This is a genomic window from Sutcliffiella sp. NPDC057660 (assembly GCF_042800035.1).
Classification (GTDB): Bacteria; Bacillota; Bacilli; order Bacillales; family Bacillaceae_I; genus Sutcliffiella_A.
In genome coordinates, this window is sequence record NZ_JBHVHV010000021.1 from 49,827 (window position 1) to 65,588 (window position 15,762).

Genomic DNA, 15,762 nt, shown 5'->3' on the forward strand with positions numbered 1-15,762 from the left:
CAACTCCAGCCCGTTTTTCATAAAAAAAGGCATCTACCAGTGTAGATGCCTTTTATTATGCCCCTGAAGGTACAGATTCATCATCAAATCTGCGCTCCAGGTTAACGAATTTGTTATATTCTTTTACGAACGCCAGCGAGACTGTTCCAACCGGACCGTTACGTTGCTTGGCCAAAATGATCTCAATGATGTTCTTGTTTTCACTCTCTTTGTCATAGTAATCGTCACGGTATAGGAAACCAACGATGTCGGCATCCTGCTCGATACTCCCGGATTCACGGATATCGGACATCATCGGGCGCTTATCTTGACGCTGCTCAACACCACGGGAGAGCTGGGACAGGGCGATTACTGGAACCTGTAATTCCCTCGCTAATGCTTTTAAGGAACGGGATATTTCGGAAACTTCCTGCTGACGGTTCTCTCCGCCGTTTCTACCGCTTCCCTGGATCAATTGCAGGTAATCGATCAGAATCATGCCAAGGCCGCTCTCTTGCTTCAGACGGCGGCATTTGGAGCGTATTTCGCTCACTCGGATACCTGGTGTATCATCAATGTAGATTCCGGCATTCGAGAGGCTTCCCATCGCCATGGTCAGCTTGCTCCAGTCCTCAGCGGTCAATTGTCCTGTCCTTAAGTTCTGTGCATTGATGTTCCCCTCCGCACAGAGCATCCTCATGACAAGCTGCTCTGCACCCATCTCCAGACTGAAGATGGCCACATTTTCTCGAGCTTTTACAGCAACATTCTGAGCGATGTTCAGAGCGAATGCTGTTTTACCAACAGAAGGACGTGCAGCGATAATGATCAGGTCATTTCGCTGGAAACCCGCTGTCATACGGTCAAGCTCGGTGAAGCCTGTTTCAATACCGGTAATTTCCCCTTTGCGATTGTGGAGTGTTTCGATATTATCATAGGTTTTCACAAGTACGTCTTTTATGTTCTGGAAAACTCCGGAATTTTTACGCTGGGATACTTCAAGTATCTGCTTTTCCGCTTCGTTCAGCAGGCCTGCAACTTCGTCCTCTCTGGAGTAGCCTTCCTGTGCGATGCTTGTAGCCGTACGAATCAGTCTTCGCAGAATGGACTTTTCCTCTACAATTTTTGCATAGTACTCAATATTGGCAGCGGTTGGAACCGAGTTTGCCAAGTCACTCAAGTAGGAAACTCCCCCTACTTCTTCGAGCAGCTTCAGGTTGGCAAGCTCCGCAGTGACTGTTACAAGATCTATCGGTTCACCACGGTCCGATAGATTCAGGATGCAATTGAATATTTTCTGGTGGGCAGCCCGGTAGAAATCATCTGGTAAAACCAGCTCTGCCGCCATGGTAAGGGCCGATGGTTCCAGGAAAATGGCACCTAGGACGGCCTGTTCCGCTTCTATGTTTTGTGGTGGTATGCGGTCAGCAAAAAGATCGCTCATCCTTGTTCCTCCTCCCTCGTAAGCATGGATGCTTGTCTATATATAATCCGTTGCATAAAGAAAACTCGGCTGCTGCCGAGCATCTTCTGTTTTATTGGCTTTATCTATAATCTATTATTTTTGTTCCGTTACATGCACTTTAAGCGTTGCAGTCACATCGGAATGCAGCTTCACCGGTACATTCGTATAGCCTAACGTACGAATCGCATCGTTCAGCTCCATTTTGCGTTTGTCGATTTTGATTTTGTGCTTTTTCTGCAGTTCTTCGGAAATTTGCTTGGTGGTGATGGAACCGAATAGGCGTCCGCCCTCACCAGCCTTCGTTTGGAACTCCAAAGTCAGCTTTTCAAGTGTTCCCTTGAGTTCTTTTGCATTCTCAAGCTCTTGCTCCGCTTCTTTTACTTCTTTATTTTTTTGTGCCTCTAATGATTTAAGGTTACCATGTGATGCTTCCATCGCCAACCCTTGTTTTAGTAGAAAATTATGGGCATAGCCATCTGCCACATTTTTTACTTCGCCTTTTTTCCCTTTTCCTTTTACATCTTTCAAGAATATAACTCTCATTCTTTGGTACCTCCTTCTAGGTATTCGCGAATTGCCTCTTTCAATTTCTCTTCCGCTTCATCTATTGTCATGGTCAGTTGCGTCGCTGCGTTCGTCAAGTGGCCACCGCCTTCTAGCATCTCCATGACGACCTGCACATTGATGTCGCCAAGGGAACGGGCGCTGATACTCACCACATCGCCAGTCCTATGGGCAATCACAAATGAGGTATTGATATCACTCATTGCTAGCAAGGTGTCAGCCGCTTGCGCGATCATGACCTGGTCGAAGGAATCTTCCGGATTGCCTTTTGCAATGACGATTCCGTCTTGATAGAGATAGGCGCTTTCGATTAGCTTTGCACGCTTAACGAAGCGTTCCAAATTCTCTTTCAGCAGCTTTTGCACCAATATCGTATCTGCACCCTGGGAACGCAGATAGGAAGCGGCATCAAATGTGCGTGAACCAGTACGGACTGTGAAGCTTTTTGTATCTACTATTATACCAGCAAGTAGGGCAGTCGCTTCAAGCATGGTGATTTTGATGCGTTTTGGCTGGTATTGTAAAAGTTCCGTTACAAGTTCTGCTGTCGAGGACGCATATGGCTCCATGTAAACGAGCAACGGATCTTCGATAAAGTCCTCCCCACGTCGGTGGTGGTCGATGACGACGACATCCTCGATCTTATTCAGAAGTCTTTCCTCAATCACAAGCGACGGTTTATGGGTATCTACGACCACAAGCAAGGTATCATTGGTTGCCATATCATAGGCTTCCTCAGGTGAGACAATTTTCTCCCATAGCTCGTCATGACTTTTCAATTCGCTAAGCAGACGCTGGATGCCAGCATCAATCTCATTTTGATTTAACACGATGAATGAATCCTTTTGATTCAACTCTGCCACTTTGGCAATTCCGATAGCCGCCCCAATTGCATCCATATCCGGATAGCGATGACCCATGATAATGACCTTGTCACTTTCATGTATCAGCTCTTTAAGGGCATGGGAAATAACTCGGGCTCTTACTCTTGTACGCTTTTCCATTGGATTGGTTTTTCCGCCGTAGAAACGCACTTTTCCATTTGTCTGCTTGATGGCTACCTGATCACCGCCACGGCCAAGCGCGAGGTCGAGACTCGATTGTGCCAGATGGCCGAGCTCCGGAAGGGAAGGGACACCTGTTCCGATTCCGACACTGAGCGTTAACGGCATGCTTTGTTTAGCTGTTTGTTCCCGGACTTCATCCAATATCGTGAATTTGTTCTTTTCGAGTTGTACTAATATGTGTTCATTCAATACTACGATAAAGCGCTCCATCGATGTTCTCTTGAGGAATACGCCATTTTCGGTGGCCCATTTATTGATGATGGAGGTGACCTGGCTGTTGATGGCACTCTTCGTCTGATCGTCCATGCCTTGGGTCACTTCATCATAATTATCAAGGAAGATAATACCGAGTACTGTGCGCTCTTCTTCATATTGCTTTTCAATTTGTGTCTGTTCGGTAACATCAAAGAAGTAAATCAGGCGCTCGGCCTTTTTGATTACCACTTTATATTTTCTATCATAAAGAGGGATCACTTCGGTCTCGACGTCCTGCTTCAAAAGAGGGATCAAATTCTCCCCCACATCATAAAGCGATCTGCCGACTAATGTTTCCTCATGAAAACAAGAGGCCAGAAAGGGATTGGTCCACTCGATCTGATAGTCATCATTGTAGAGCATAATCCCGATCGGCATTTCCATCAATGCCTCTTCGCCCACCTTTTTTAACCGGTAGGATAAGGTCGAGATGTAAGTTTCCATTTCCTTTTTGGCTGTTTGTTCTACTTTCATATAGAAGTAAATGACGATACCAAGGAGCAGAAAACTACCTAGCCCTATTTGCCATTGGAAAAACATAATTACCCCGAACTGGATCACGGAAATGAGCAGCAGTGTATAAAAGGGGTAACGGAAATTCAGTTTTTCAAAATAATTAGGCATTTATTTTTCAGCTCCTAATTAACAATTTACTGTTTATTTTATGATTCTGTTAAACACCGCTGTTGATTTCCGCACTAGGCTGCGCTTTCCGCGGGGCGATGCTTGAGCCTCCTCGGGCTTTGCCCTGTGGGGTCTCAAGCCTACCGCTGCCTCCCGCAGGAGTCTTCGCCTATTGCTCCAATCAACAGCTAGCATTCATTAAAAAACCAACAATTTCGTTTAACAGAGATTCATGTAAAAATACCCATGAAAAATAAAAATATAGTGCGGACGTTATGGATATTCTGCCGCCCCTGTTGATTGGAGTGCATGGTGTGAGACTCCTGCGGGAGCAGCGTGTCAAGGGAGACCCCGCAGGCGCAAAAGCGCCGAGGAGGCTCCCGAGGCCGCCCGCGGAAAGCGAACTCCTGGAACGGAAATCAACAGGGTGTTTAAAGTAAAGACATTATTTATATTTATGTCTTTGAGTAAAGTCTTACTTTTTTATTCGCTTTCGTAAATCAAACCCTAAATCTATGATGCCTACCATTCTTATTATATAGAGCAACGGAGGGATTAGAAAGGATAAAATTAGCATTATGATGGGTACAGCCTTAGCAATTCTTTTTTCATGGCAGAAGTGAAAGACAAAGGACATTCCCTGCACCGTCATGAGCAGCATAAGGATATAAGATAAATTAATGGTTGCCAGAAAAAGCGTGGAGCCCTTCTCCATTTCCATCAGGGAAAGCAGTATCACAATCAAGTAATACCACAGCAGGCTTTTTGGTAGCATGAAATCTCGGAATGGAGGAAATGGCTGGACCGATTCCTTCAGACGCTTTAGGACAAACCCGGCAATCCATTGTGAAATAAGGGCAAATACAAAAGCGAAGGTCACCATACCGGATGGCAAAAGGTAGTTGAATTGTTCCATCATCTGCTGCATGAGCGCCATGGTTTCCTCTGAATTCTGACCGAGTGCTGACGCCATTGCTTCTGCATTTTTCAAAGAGTCATTCAGCATTTCATCTATCAGTTCGGCAATATTTATTTCAAATAGGACAATGGCAAGCACATACCCAAGCACTAAATTCAATAGGTACATCCCTGTGGCCGCCCCTAAATTTGCATAGCGGTTGCTATTTTTCGCGAAAAGATAGCCCATCACCACACCGACCGAGCTCATGGGAATGCTTAGAATCAGAGCCGCAGGAGAACCCATCAGGAGGCTCAGTATATTGGCAAGCACCGCAAACCATATTCCCGATTTCCAATCGTTCCGGACCGTATAGATGACAAAAGGGACAACCAGTGCAAACAGGGTAATGACTCCGATTCCAGGTATGAATAATGTCATCAGGAGGAGCAGTACAAAGATTCCGAGCAGTACGGCTCCCTCTGTAATATTTTTGGTTTTCAAAGCTTACAAACCTCCATAAAATCTTTAGTTAAACTTATGTATAGTTTATCCTTTAGATACTATTACAATCAATTTCAAGGACTTTTATTCATACCCAAACTAGCAAAAAGGAAGGCAGCAAGATATTCTCTCACTGCCTTCCTCTTTTATTGTATATGTGCGTGATTACTCACCAGATACGTATGGTAGTAATGCCATTTGACGAGCGCGTTTGATCGCGATCGTTAATTTACGTTGGTATTTTGCACTAGTTCCAGTTACACGACGTGGTAAAATTTTACCGCGCTCGGAAACGAACTTTTTCAGTACATCGATATCTTTGTAATCGATATGAGTGATACCGTTTGCTGTGAAGAAACAAACCTTACGACGTTTGTTGCGTCCACCTCTGCGTCCTCCTGCCATGTTATTCACTCCTTTGCTTTTGGATTTTTGGCTTTATGCCGGAATTTTTTTATCAAAACGATTCCTTCTAGAATTAGAACGGAAGATCGTCGTCAGAAATATCGATAGGTTGACCATCATTCTTGAATGGGTCGTCATCAACACGAGTATAACCTTGGTTGTTGTTATTGCTACGTTGTTGTTGGTTCTGATCGTACCCAAACGGAGATGAACCATAGCCTTGATCTTGATTTGGATTAGGACGATTGTTGTTATATCCTCCAGAACCGCCAGAACCACCAGATCCTTTAGGCTCCAAGAATTGAACACCTTCTGCCACTACTTCCGTTACGTATACACGTTTTCCATCTTGGCCTTCATAATTGCGCGTCTGGATTCTGCCGTCAACACCTGCCAAGCTTCCTTTTTTCAGGAAGTTCGCCGCGTTTTCCGCTTGTTTTCTCCAAACTACACAGTTTATAAAATCAGCTTCGCGTTCGCCCTGCTGATTCTGGAACGTACGATTTACTGCCAGAGTAAAAGTAGCAACCGCCACTCCACTTGGGGTATAGCGCAATTCAGGGTCTTTCGTTAAGCGACCTACCAATACTACGCGATTTAACATCAGAACCACTCCTCCTTGAGACGACGTCCATAAAGAGGACAACTATTATTTAACTTCTTTTTTAACAACAATATGACGGATGATATCTTCGCTGATTTTAGCTAGACGATCAAACTCTTGAACTGCAGCTGGCTCAGTAGCCACGTTTACTAACATATAGTAACCGTCACGGAAATCATTGATTTCGTAAGCTAAACGGCGTTTGCCCCACTCTTTTGCTTCAGTAAGTTCTGCACCGTTGTCAGTCAAGATCGTATTGAAACGTTCTACAAGCGCTTTTTTAGCGTCTTCCTCAATGTTTGGACGGATGATATACATGATTTCGTACTTGTTCATCACAGTCACCTCCTTTTGGTCTAAACGGCCCTTAGATGGGCAAGGAGCAATCAATTATAAATAATCATTACTCACAAATTTAGATTATAGCAGAACGCATGTCTTTTTGCAAACTTTCCTTAGACGTTGAAACGGAAATGAATGACATCCCCATCTTTCACGAGATACTCTTTACCTTCCAGGCGTACCTTCCCGGCTTCCTTCGCCGCAGTCATCGTACCTGCTGCCAATAGGTCTTCATAGGATACCGTTTCGGCACGGATAAATCCGCGTTCAAAGTCTGTATGGATGACACCCGCACATTGAGGGGCTTTCATTCCAGTACGGAATGTCCAGGCACGTACTTCCTGAACCCCAGCTGTAAAGTAGGTAGCCAGTCCAAGAAGGTTGTAAGCCGCACGGATCAGTTGATCCAAACCGGACTCTTGAATTCCCAGCTCTTCCAGGAACATTGCTTTTTCGTCTGCATCAAGCTCCACGATTTCAGACTCGATTTTTGCACAGACTGTGATCACTACTGCGTTGTCTTTCTCCGCAAATTCACGAACCTGTTTCACAAATTCATTGTCTGAGGTGTCGGCAATATCATCTTCCCCGACATTCGCAACATAAAGAACAGGCTTGCTTGTCAATAGATGCATGCCTTTCAGGTACTTCACTTGCTCATCTGTCACTTCAACAGTACGTGCAGGAAGCTCATTCTCCAGTGCTTCTTTCACTTTTACAAGCACTTCATGCTCATAAACCGCTTCTTTATCTTTTTGCTTTGCAAGCTTCCCGACACGCTCTAGACGCTTATCCACTGACTCCAGATCAGCCAAAATAAGCTCCAGGTTGATTGTTTCGATATCTGCAATCGGATCGACTCCACCAGCTACGTGTGTAATATTGTCGTCAGCAAAACAGCGCACTACGTGGCAAATTGCATCCACTTGACGAATATGGGATAGGAACTTGTTTCCAAGACCTTCCCCTTTGCTTGCACCTTTCACAATCCCTGCAATATCCGTAAACTCAAAATGTGTAGGAACCGTTTTCTTCGGGTTCACAAGCTCCGTCAGTTTCTGAAGACGCTCATCAGGAACATCTACAATCCCAACGTTTGGATCTATCGTACAGAACGGGTAGTTGGCAGATTCTGCCCCCGCTTGAGTAATTGCATTAAAAAGCGTTGATTTCCCTACATTTGGAAGACCAACGATACCTGCTGTTAAAGCCATTTTATCCACTCCTAACTTTCCGTTAACACATATTTCAATCTCCCACAATTATAGATACAACCACCAAAAAAGACAAGGCAAACCAACATTACCCAACTATAAAATAAAAAACAGCTGCCAATGCACAGCTGTTCACCTGCTGATTATTCTTCCTCACTCCGCACCAGGATCTTCTTGATTTTCCGTGTGAATTCCTTCCTTGGCATCATGACAGTGTGCTGGCATCCTTCGCACTTGATGCGGATGTCCATTCCCATCCGGACCACCTTCCAGCGATTCATTCCACAAGGGTGAGCTTTTTTCATTTCCACTACATCGTTCATTCCGAATACCTTATCGCTCAATTTCTACACTCCCAATCTATTCATATCTCTATATAAATCACTGCTTTCCTTTTTCCATCTGTGGCTCCCTATTGTAAAGGACCAGCCTTGGAAACGGAATTTCAATACCTTGTTCATCCAGACGCAGTTTTACTTCTTTTCTGATTTTACGAGAAATGTACCAATGCTTCATGGGTAGCGTCTCACACGTTATTCGCAGGACGACCTCCGAGTTTCCGAAAGTTTGTATTCCCAAGAGCTGAGGTGGTTGTACAATTTCTTCATATTTTAACGGCAATTCTCCAAGCAATTCTTCAATGACTTGCTCCGCTTTTTCTATTTCTCCTTCATACGCAATGCTGACGTCCACAATGGCGATACTATTGTGGATGGAGAAATTCGTCACTTCAATGATACTTCCGTTTGGCAGAATATTCAATTCGCCGGTCCAGCTTTTAATTTTCGTGGTGCGCAGCCCGATTTCCTCTACATGTCCCTCGAAAGTTCCAACCCGAACATAATCACCGACTGAAAATTGGTCTTCAAAAATGATAAAGAAACCGGTAATGATATCACGGACCAGATTCTGTGCACCAAACCCGACAGCAAGGCCTACTATTCCTGCCCCAGCCAGAAGTGCCCGCACATCGATATGCACCACTTCGAGGATCATGATGAAGGCTACAAAATAGGTGACATAGGAAATGACATTCTCCAATAATTTCACCAGTGTATTTTCCCGTCTCACTGATACTTGCAAAGGTCCCTTGGCTCTTATTCTCACAAAGTTCTTTATGATGGCTTTTCCTATTCGGATAATCAAGCCCGCTACAATAATGATGGCAATGATTTTTAAAAATCCTGCGCCCATGCTAATCCAAAGATCTTCATTAGTCAATGCTTCTTCCAGCTTTTTATTTAATCGAATGATCCATTCCATTTACACTTCAACCTCTACCTTGAAATTTGCTTGCTATTCCTTCATTTTACTTAAGCTTATCATAGCCAGCAATCCCCTGTTTCACTAAACTATTTCATTTCCTCAAGCCAGTTTTTCCGGTTGGTGATGGGATACAGCAAAATACAGACAAGAAGATAAAGATTGACAAGGCCAAATAGCGGGTAAAGTATTGCTACGAGAACAGAGAATCCAAAAGCTGTAAAAGGCAGCATGCAAAGGAGCAATAGCAAACAGATAACCCATAGCGGGATAGAAAGGCTTCCTCTGAACCTTGTGACCAGCCCCAAGAGCCCAGAAGCGGCAGTCGTATAGATGGCAACCCAGAGAAGAAGCGTCATGACGAAAATCATATAATAAGGATAGCTTTGAATAATCGCAAAAAGAGGAATTTCGAAAAACTCTATTTTACTTTGAACAATCAGAAGCGTCTGGTTATAGAAAAGCGAAATGACTCCTAATATTACTCCGCTTCCGATACTTGCTATCAGAATCTCTCCCTTGGTTTTCACTTCTTTTCCTATTGCAGACAGAACCGCAACAAGAGGCAAAATATTCAGTGCGGTAAATGTAAAAGCAGCGGGCCAGTTTGAATGGTGTTGGCCAGCCATAGAACGAAGGGTATCCGGACTGATCTCCGCTGTACGAAACAGCACAAAGGCAAGGATTAGAATGATGGCGGGAATGATGATGCTGTTGACAGTAATCATCCCATTGACTCCAAAGACAAAGAGGATGACTAATAGAAAGCATATAATTAAAATACCCGCCCAGTAAGGAATGGAGAATACCTGCAAGGCTGCCCCACCGCCAGCCAGCATGACTGCGGTTGTCGCAAATAGATAGATCACCATCACCACGTTATAGATTTTAGAGATTTTGCTACCTACCAGCTTCTCCAATACGGGGGAGAAATGGGACGATTGCAGCTTTCGGCTAAGGCTGAGCACCACATGACAGGCAATTACGAAGAAAATGGTGAATAAGAGGATGGCCAGTCCGCTTTCAGCCCCGAAAAATTGCCATATTTCTCGCCCGGAGGCATAACCGGCACCGATAACCGTGCCTAAAATTAAAAACATCCAACGAAATCCGCTACTCCACATACATTTTACCTCCTGCCACCAATTAACCGTAAAGTGGACGTATAGTTTCCAATAAATAGTCGTATACTGTTACTACTATTAAGAAGGAGTGGAACCTATGAATCTTAAATCTAACTTTTTTGAGAAGAAAGGAGGCAATATTCGTATTGCTCATGATGAAGTAAATGCATCCAAGGAAATTGCACTTACTTTACAGTCCAACCTACCTTCTAGTTCTATTTTTCGCCCCATCGTATTTGTCTGCATCGGCACTGACCGTTCTACAGGAGATTCTCTCGGTCCGCTGATCGGCTCCAAACTGCAAGACCAAACCCTCCATCATGTACATGTATATGGCACATTGGATGAACCTATTCATGCGGTTAATCTTGTCGAAAAGCTTGCAATGATACAATCCACCCACTTCAATCCCTTCATCATTGCCATTGATGCATGTTTGGGTAGGTTGAAAAGTGTTGGCCAACTAACAGTAGGAGATGGTCCGGTAATGCCTGGTGCCGGGGTCAAAAAAGATCTTCCGCCTGTAGGGGATATCCATATAACAGGAATTGTGAATGTCAGTGGATTCATGGAGTTCTTCGTTCTGCAGAATACAAGGCTTAGTCTTGTAATGAGAATGGCCAATGTGGTTGCCTCTGCCATTAAGGATCTGGACATGGCGTTGGAGCGAAAAGACTTTTTGGCTGCGGCTTCCAAGGATAATGACATCCCACCCATGCTTCATACACAAGATTAATTACCATTTAATGTAAATAAAAAAGACTGAAAGAAATCATCAGCCTTTTTATGTTCTATAGATATAAATATTGTAATAATACTAACCCAGCAGCCACGAGTAGGCCTGGTAAGAGATTTGCAACGCGTATGGAGGTTACACCAATGATGTTCATTCCAATCGCCATGATCATGACGCCTCCTGTTGCCGTTATTTCAAAAATAAGAAGTTCCAGTAGGTCCACTGGTACAAATTGATCAATCTGAGTTGCAAATAAGGCGATCGTTCCCTGGTACAGCATGACAGGTATTGCGGAAAACAAAACACCTATCCCAAGTGTCGTGGTCAAGACAATACTTGTAAATCCATCAATGATCGATTTTGTATAAAGTACCTGATGGTCACCTCTTAGACCACTGTCAAGTGAGCCTACAACAGCCATAGCACCAATGACGAATATTAAAGTGGCAGTAACAAACCCTCTTGAAACCGAACCGTGCTGTCCCGTACCTACTTTTTTTTCAATCCAGATCCCTATGTTATTCAAGATTCGGTCCAGGTCTATCCACTCACCAATCACTGCCCCTAGAACCAAGCTGATGATTACAATCAGAAACTCATTGCTCTTGAATCCCATTTGAGCTCCAAGTAAAAACACAGCAAGCCCGATCACCTTCATGACGGTTTCTTTTGTTTTATCCGGTATTCGTGTAAAAAGCTTTCCTAATAAAGTACCAAGGATGATACATATACCATTGACTATGGTCCCTAATAAAACCAATTTAAATCCCCATTCCTATTTATCTTTTTACCTATTGGCTCTGTTTAACACCGCTGTTGATTTCCGCACTAGGCTGCGCTTTCCGCGGGGCGGTGCTGGAGCCTCCTCAGGCTTCGCCCTGCGGGGTCTCCAGCCTACCGCTTCCTCCCGCAGGAGTCTTCGCCTATTGCTCCAATCAACAGCTAGTGACCTTTAAAATTAACTCTATGCTTTAACATAGATTACCTATTTAATAACTTTACGAAAAGAACCTATCTAAAAAAGCAAACCATCTATCATACTGGATGGTTTGCCTTTCTTTATTCAGATTGAGCTAACAGTTCCAACAATCTGTTTAAGTCATCATCGGAAAAGAATTCTATTTCAATCTTTCCTTTGTTCTTTGACTTCTTAATGAACACCGACGTGCCAAATCTTTCTCGAAGGAAGGATTCCTGATCCTTTAAGAAAATATCCTTTTTCTCCGGATCCTTTTTTGTTTCACGTGAAACATTTTCGTTCACCTGGTGGATAAGCTGTTCAAGCTGGCGCACATTCAAATGATCTTTGACCACTTTTTCAATGACAGCTTTCAACATTTCTTTTCTCTTTAATCCAAGAAGTGCCCTGCCGTGTCCCATAGAAAGTTTGCCTTCGTTCATGAGCTCTTGCACGTAGCCCGGCAAAGAAAGCAAGCGTACATGATTGGCAATATGCGGTCTACTTTTCCCAAGACGGCTAGCCAATTGCTCCTGGGTCAAATCCAGCTTTGACATAAGAGATTGATAGGCAGCAGCTTCTTCAATAGGAGTAAGGTCCTCCCGTTGTAGATTCTCCAATAATGCCAGTTCCATCATTTGCTGCTCCGTCAATTCACGAACAACCACTGGAACCTTTGTTAATTTTGCTTCTTTAGCTGCACGGTAACGGCGTTCACCGACAACGATTTCATAGCCCTTGATGCTCTTGCGAACAATAATCGGCTGTAGAATTCCATGCTGAAGAATAGATTCCTTCAGCTCCTGTATCGCGTCTTTTTCAAAAACCTTTCGAGGTTGATACGGGTTTGGACGAACATCCTTGATATTAATCTCTTGTACCGCTTCTTCCTTGGAAGCTTCAATGGAAGGAAATAAAGCGTTAATGCCTTTACCTAATCCTTTACCCATGAGTCACCACTTCCTTTGCTAATTCTAAGTAAACTTCCGCTCCACGAGATTTAGGATCATAAATGATGATAGGTTCTCCATGACTTGGCGCTTCACTTAAACGGACATTACGCGGAATGATGGTGCGATACACCTTATCTTGAAAATATTTCTTCACTTCTTCTATCACTTGGATTCCCAAATTAGTCCTTGCATCGAGCATGGTTAATAGGACTCCATCTATCATTAATTCTGTATTCAAATGCTTTTGTACGAGTCGTACCGTATTTAATAACTGACTTAAGCCTTCCAATGCATAATATTCGCATTGAACCGGTATGACAACAGCGTCGGAAGCCGTTAAGGCATTAATCGTCAACAGTCCAAGAGATGGGGGACAATCTATGATTATGTAATCATATAAGTGTTTGACATCATCTAAGGCTCTTTTTAATCTAACTTCCCTTGAAATAGTCGGTACCAGCTCTATTTCCGCACCTGCCAATTGAATGGTAGCAGGAATGATGGAAAGATTTTCTACTTTAGTAGAGAGAATAGCTCGTCTTGCTTCCACATCTTCTACTAAAATATCATATATGCATTGATCAACTTCTGCTTTAGCAACGCCTACTCCACTGGTTGCGTTCCCTTGTGGATCCACGTCTACAAGCAGCACTTTTTTCCCAATATAGGCCAAACACGCACCTAAATTAACCGAGGTAGTCGTCTTGCCAACTCCACCTTTTTGGTTAGCAATAGCAATAATTCTGCCCATGCTGTCACCTGCCTTCAGAAAAGAACATACTTTTTATTCGTTTCTCACTTATTTTATCATGAATTTACAGAAAGTTAACTTGTTTTTGATAATAAATAGAAAGAGTTGTTGGTTGATTGGTTTTTGGGGGATGGTGTGGTGAAAGGTAGTCATTTGAGTTTTTGTGCGAAGTATTAAATTGGCCGCCCTTTTAAACACCGCTGTTGATTAACAGAGCAAAAAAATAAGGACATGGCGTCTCTTGATATCTATTAATCTTGTAGGTACAGGAATTAATAGATACTTATTAATGGTGTTTAGAGAAGCCAAGCCCTTTTTATTCTATTATTTCTTTTTAGGTATACGGATGGTGAATTGGTAGTATTCTTCTGTTTCTTCTTCTTGGGAGTCGAGTTTGATTCCGCTGTCGTTGACCATTGTCAGGGATTGACGGATGGTGTTCATGGCAATCCGCATGTCTTTTGAGAATGCTTTGCGCTTTGGCTTTGGCCTGGAAACGGATTGTTCGAGCATTCGGACGACGCGTTCCTCTGTCTGTTTCACGTTCAGCTGTTTTTCCAGAATCTCTTCCAGAAGCGCAACTTGCTTTTCTTGGAGCTTCAGTGGAATGAGCGCACGAGCATGACGCTCCGTGATTTTCTTCTGAAGGAGGGCATCTTGGATCTCGGCAGGCAACTTTAATAAACGGAGCTTGTTTGCTACCGTGGATTGCCCTTTTCCAAGCCTTTGTGCCAAGGCTTCCTGCGTCAGATTATGCAGTTCCAAGAGCTTCGAGTAGGCGATAGCTTCCTCGATAGCGGATAGTTCCTCACGTTGCAGGTTTTCAATTAGAGCTACTGAAGCAGTTTCTGCGTCATTGAAATCCTTTACGATGGCTGGAATTGTATCCCATCCAAGCTTTTGAACAGCACGCCAGCGACGTTCACCTGCAATGATTTCATATTTGTTTTCTTCAAACTGACGAACCACGATCGGCTGAATAATACCATGAGTGCGGATTGTCAGGGATAATTCTTCTATTCTTTCATCGACAAAAACCGTACGGGGCTGATATCGGTTTGGAACAATATCTAGTACCGGTAATTGTTTAATTTCTTCATGATTCGTCTTTTCTACTATTTCCTGTTCTTCTTTTTCGCCAATACCAAAAAATCGAGAGAACGGAGATTTCATAGTTCCACCACCTTATGGATAGAATCCCTTACAATAAATTCGCTGTTCAGAACAGTAATTCCTTCTCGGAACGTTAAAATGTTTCACATGAAACATTCAACCAGGGCCATCATCTACATTATTATTCAAGCGGTAATTTATTAGGTGTACCTGGCTTACGCGGGTACTTCTTCGGTGTAGGTTTTACTTTGTTGATGATGAGAATATTTCTTTCGCTTTCTTCTAAAGGAAGGTGAAAAGAGTAGATTTCCTCTAATTTCCCGCCTAGAATTTGCATGGCCTTTTTCCCTTTTTCCACTTCTTCTTTAGCTGCAGCGGCTTTCATTGGTATAAACCGGCCACCCTCTTTGACAAGAGGAAGACATAGCTCACTTAGGACAGACAGTCTTGCCACCGCTCTAGCTGTCACAAGATCAAATTTTTCCCTGTAATCTGCGTTTTGACCAAAAGTCTCAGCACGATCATGCACAAAATTCACTTCTTTCAGTTCCAAAGATTTTGCCAGTTGCTGAAGAAAAGTGATTCTTTTGTTCAAGGAATCGACAATCGTAACCTTGAGATCTGGAAAGCATATTTTCAGTGGAATACTTGGGAAACCCGCTCCTGCCCCAACATCGCAAAGATTTTGACCTTTTGAAAGGTCTACATAGAAGGATGCGGTAATCGAATCGTAAAAATGCTTAAGGTATACCTCTTCCTCTTCTGTAATGGCAGTGAGGTTCATTTTCTCGTTCCACTCTACCAGCATTCTGTAATATGTATCAAATTGAGAAAGCTGGAAAGGAGTAAGGGAGATCCCTTTCTCCTCCAACATACTAATAAATTGCTCTTTGTTCATTTGCTTGTATCCTTTCTTGAACCTTTTCATAGGCTGTTTTTCTAT

Annotated in this window: 17 protein-coding genes; 1 reads left to right on the forward strand and 16 read right to left on the reverse strand. The window is 43.3% G+C overall.

What is annotated here, in order from left to right; genetic code table 11:
- Positions 1 to 55: 55 nt before the first annotated feature.
- The 11 genes from dnaB to ACFVAD_RS20990 all read right to left on the reverse strand — a co-directional run bounded on the left by dnaB (position 56) and on the right by ACFVAD_RS20990 (position 10,308).
- Entirely contained in the window at positions 56 to 1,423 is a 1,368-nt protein-coding gene (gene dnaB, locus ACFVAD_RS20940; protein WP_386644761.1) for a replicative DNA helicase, read from the reverse strand.
- A gap of 114 nt (positions 1,424 to 1,537) precedes the next feature.
- Entirely contained in the window at positions 1,538 to 1,987 is a 450-nt protein-coding gene (rplI, locus tag ACFVAD_RS20945; RefSeq protein WP_386644764.1) for a 50S ribosomal protein L9, read from the reverse strand.
- Entirely contained in the window at positions 1,984 to 3,954 is a 1,971-nt protein-coding gene (locus ACFVAD_RS20950) for a DHH family phosphoesterase (RefSeq protein WP_386644767.1), read from the reverse strand. The genes rplI and ACFVAD_RS20950 overlap by 4 nt, the downstream gene beginning before the upstream one ends.
- Positions 3,955 to 4,429: 475 nt before the next feature.
- On the reverse strand, positions 4,430 to 5,356 hold the full coding sequence (locus tag ACFVAD_RS20955; protein WP_386644770.1) for a YybS family protein: 927 nt from the start codon (positions 5,354 to 5,356) through the stop codon (positions 4,430 to 4,432).
- Positions 5,357 to 5,521: 165 nt separating this feature from the next.
- On the reverse strand, positions 5,522 to 5,761 hold the full coding sequence (rpsR, locus tag ACFVAD_RS20960; RefSeq protein WP_204413332.1) for a 30S ribosomal protein S18: 240 nt from the start codon (positions 5,759 to 5,761) through the stop codon (positions 5,522 to 5,524).
- A gap of 73 nt (positions 5,762 to 5,834) precedes the next feature.
- Entirely contained in the window at positions 5,835 to 6,365 is a 531-nt protein-coding gene (gene ssb / locus ACFVAD_RS20965; protein ID WP_386644773.1) for a single-stranded DNA-binding protein, read from the reverse strand.
- A gap of 45 nt (positions 6,366 to 6,410) precedes the next feature.
- Complete coding sequence (rpsF, locus tag ACFVAD_RS20970) at positions 6,411 to 6,701, reverse strand: 30S ribosomal protein S6 (RefSeq protein WP_386644776.1); 291 nt, start codon at positions 6,699 to 6,701, stop codon at positions 6,411 to 6,413.
- A 119-nt stretch (positions 6,702 to 6,820) separates the two neighbouring features.
- Positions 6,821 to 7,921: a redox-regulated ATPase YchF gene (gene ychF / locus ACFVAD_RS20975; RefSeq protein ID WP_386644779.1), complete on the reverse strand. Its 1,101-nt coding sequence runs from the start codon at positions 7,919 to 7,921 to the stop codon at positions 6,821 to 6,823.
- 143 nt (positions 7,922 to 8,064) lie between these two features.
- A complete protein-coding gene (locus ACFVAD_RS20980) occupies positions 8,065 to 8,265 on the reverse strand; it encodes a DUF951 domain-containing protein (protein WP_386644782.1) in 201 nt (66 codons plus the stop codon).
- A 37-nt stretch (positions 8,266 to 8,302) separates the two neighbouring features.
- Complete coding sequence (locus ACFVAD_RS20985; protein WP_386644785.1) at positions 8,303 to 9,184, reverse strand: mechanosensitive ion channel family protein; 882 nt, start codon at positions 9,182 to 9,184, stop codon at positions 8,303 to 8,305.
- 89 nt (positions 9,185 to 9,273) lie between these two features.
- Positions 9,274 to 10,308: a YkvI family membrane protein gene (locus tag ACFVAD_RS20990; protein ID WP_386644788.1), complete on the reverse strand. Its 1,035-nt coding sequence runs from the start codon at positions 10,306 to 10,308 to the stop codon at positions 9,274 to 9,276.
- Positions 10,309 to 10,405: 97 nt separating this feature from the next.
- Here ACFVAD_RS20990 and yyaC point away from each other — a divergent pair, with 97 nt between their 5' ends.
- Entirely contained in the window at positions 10,406 to 11,044 is a 639-nt protein-coding gene (gene yyaC, locus ACFVAD_RS20995) for a spore protease YyaC (RefSeq protein WP_386644791.1), read from the forward strand.
- Positions 11,045 to 11,099: 55 nt separating this feature from the next.
- Here yyaC and ACFVAD_RS21000 read toward each other — a convergent pair whose 3' ends face one another.
- The 5 genes from ACFVAD_RS21000 to rsmG all read right to left on the reverse strand — a co-directional run bounded on the left by ACFVAD_RS21000 (position 11,100) and on the right by rsmG (position 15,717).
- Positions 11,100 to 11,804, reverse strand: coding sequence for a DUF554 domain-containing protein (locus ACFVAD_RS21000; protein ID WP_386644793.1), 705 nt, complete (start codon positions 11,802 to 11,804; stop codon positions 11,100 to 11,102).
- A 299-nt stretch (positions 11,805 to 12,103) separates the two neighbouring features.
- A complete protein-coding gene (locus ACFVAD_RS21005) occupies positions 12,104 to 12,952 on the reverse strand; it encodes a ParB/RepB/Spo0J family partition protein (RefSeq protein WP_386644796.1) in 849 nt (282 codons plus the stop codon).
- A complete protein-coding gene (locus ACFVAD_RS21010; protein ID WP_204413346.1) occupies positions 12,945 to 13,706 on the reverse strand; it encodes a ParA family protein in 762 nt (253 codons plus the stop codon). The genes ACFVAD_RS21005 and ACFVAD_RS21010 overlap by 8 nt, the downstream gene beginning before the upstream one ends.
- Positions 13,707 to 14,030: 324 nt before the next feature.
- Positions 14,031 to 14,879, reverse strand: a complete 849-nt coding sequence (gene noc, locus ACFVAD_RS21015) for a nucleoid occlusion protein (RefSeq protein WP_386644800.1) — start codon at positions 14,877 to 14,879, stop codon at positions 14,031 to 14,033.
- A 121-nt stretch (positions 14,880 to 15,000) separates the two neighbouring features.
- A complete protein-coding gene (gene rsmG, locus ACFVAD_RS21020) occupies positions 15,001 to 15,717 on the reverse strand; it encodes a 16S rRNA (guanine(527)-N(7))-methyltransferase RsmG (protein ID WP_386644803.1) in 717 nt (238 codons plus the stop codon).
- Positions 15,718 to 15,762: the final 45 nt, after the last annotated feature.

What these genes read in the sequence shown, in the direction of transcription:
- dnaB (WP_386644761.1), bottom strand. Translation starts at nt 1,423, where the DNA reads ATGAGCGATCTTTTTGCTGACCGCATACCACCACAAAACATAGAAGCG.
- rplI (WP_386644764.1), bottom strand. Translation starts at nt 1,987, where the DNA reads ATGAGAGTTATATTCTTGAAAGATGTAAAAGGAAAAGGGAAAAAAGGC.
- ACFVAD_RS20950 (WP_386644767.1), bottom strand. Translation starts at nt 3,954, where the DNA reads ATGCCTAATTATTTTGAAAAACTGAATTTCCGTTACCCCTTTTATACA.
- rpsR (WP_204413332.1), bottom strand. Translation starts at nt 5,761, where the DNA reads ATGGCAGGAGGACGCAGAGGTGGACGCAACAAACGTCGTAAGGTTTGT.
- ssb (WP_386644773.1), bottom strand. Translation starts at nt 6,365, where the DNA reads ATGTTAAATCGCGTAGTATTGGTAGGTCGCTTAACGAAAGACCCTGAA.
- rpsF (WP_386644776.1), bottom strand. Translation starts at nt 6,701, where the DNA reads ATGAACAAGTACGAAATCATGTATATCATCCGTCCAAACATTGAGGAA.
- ychF (WP_386644779.1), bottom strand. Translation starts at nt 7,921, where the DNA reads ATGGCTTTAACAGCAGGTATCGTTGGTCTTCCAAATGTAGGGAAATCA.
- ACFVAD_RS20985 (WP_386644785.1), bottom strand. Translation starts at nt 9,184, where the DNA reads ATGGAATGGATCATTCGATTAAATAAAAAGCTGGAAGAAGCATTGACT.
- ACFVAD_RS20990 (WP_386644788.1), bottom strand. Translation starts at nt 10,308, where the DNA reads ATGTGGAGTAGCGGATTTCGTTGGATGTTTTTAATTTTAGGCACGGTT.
- yyaC (WP_386644791.1), top strand. Translation starts at nt 10,406, where the DNA reads ATGAATCTTAAATCTAACTTTTTTGAGAAGAAAGGAGGCAATATTCGT.
- ACFVAD_RS21005 (WP_386644796.1), bottom strand. Translation starts at nt 12,952, where the DNA reads ATGGGTAAAGGATTAGGTAAAGGCATTAACGCTTTATTTCCTTCCATT.
- ACFVAD_RS21010 (WP_204413346.1), bottom strand. Translation starts at nt 13,706, where the DNA reads ATGGGCAGAATTATTGCTATTGCTAACCAAAAAGGTGGAGTTGGCAAG.
- noc (WP_386644800.1), bottom strand. Translation starts at nt 14,879, where the DNA reads ATGAAATCTCCGTTCTCTCGATTTTTTGGTATTGGCGAAAAAGAAGAA.
- rsmG (WP_386644803.1), bottom strand. Translation starts at nt 15,717, where the DNA reads ATGAACAAAGAGCAATTTATTAGTATGTTGGAGGAGAAAGGGATCTCC.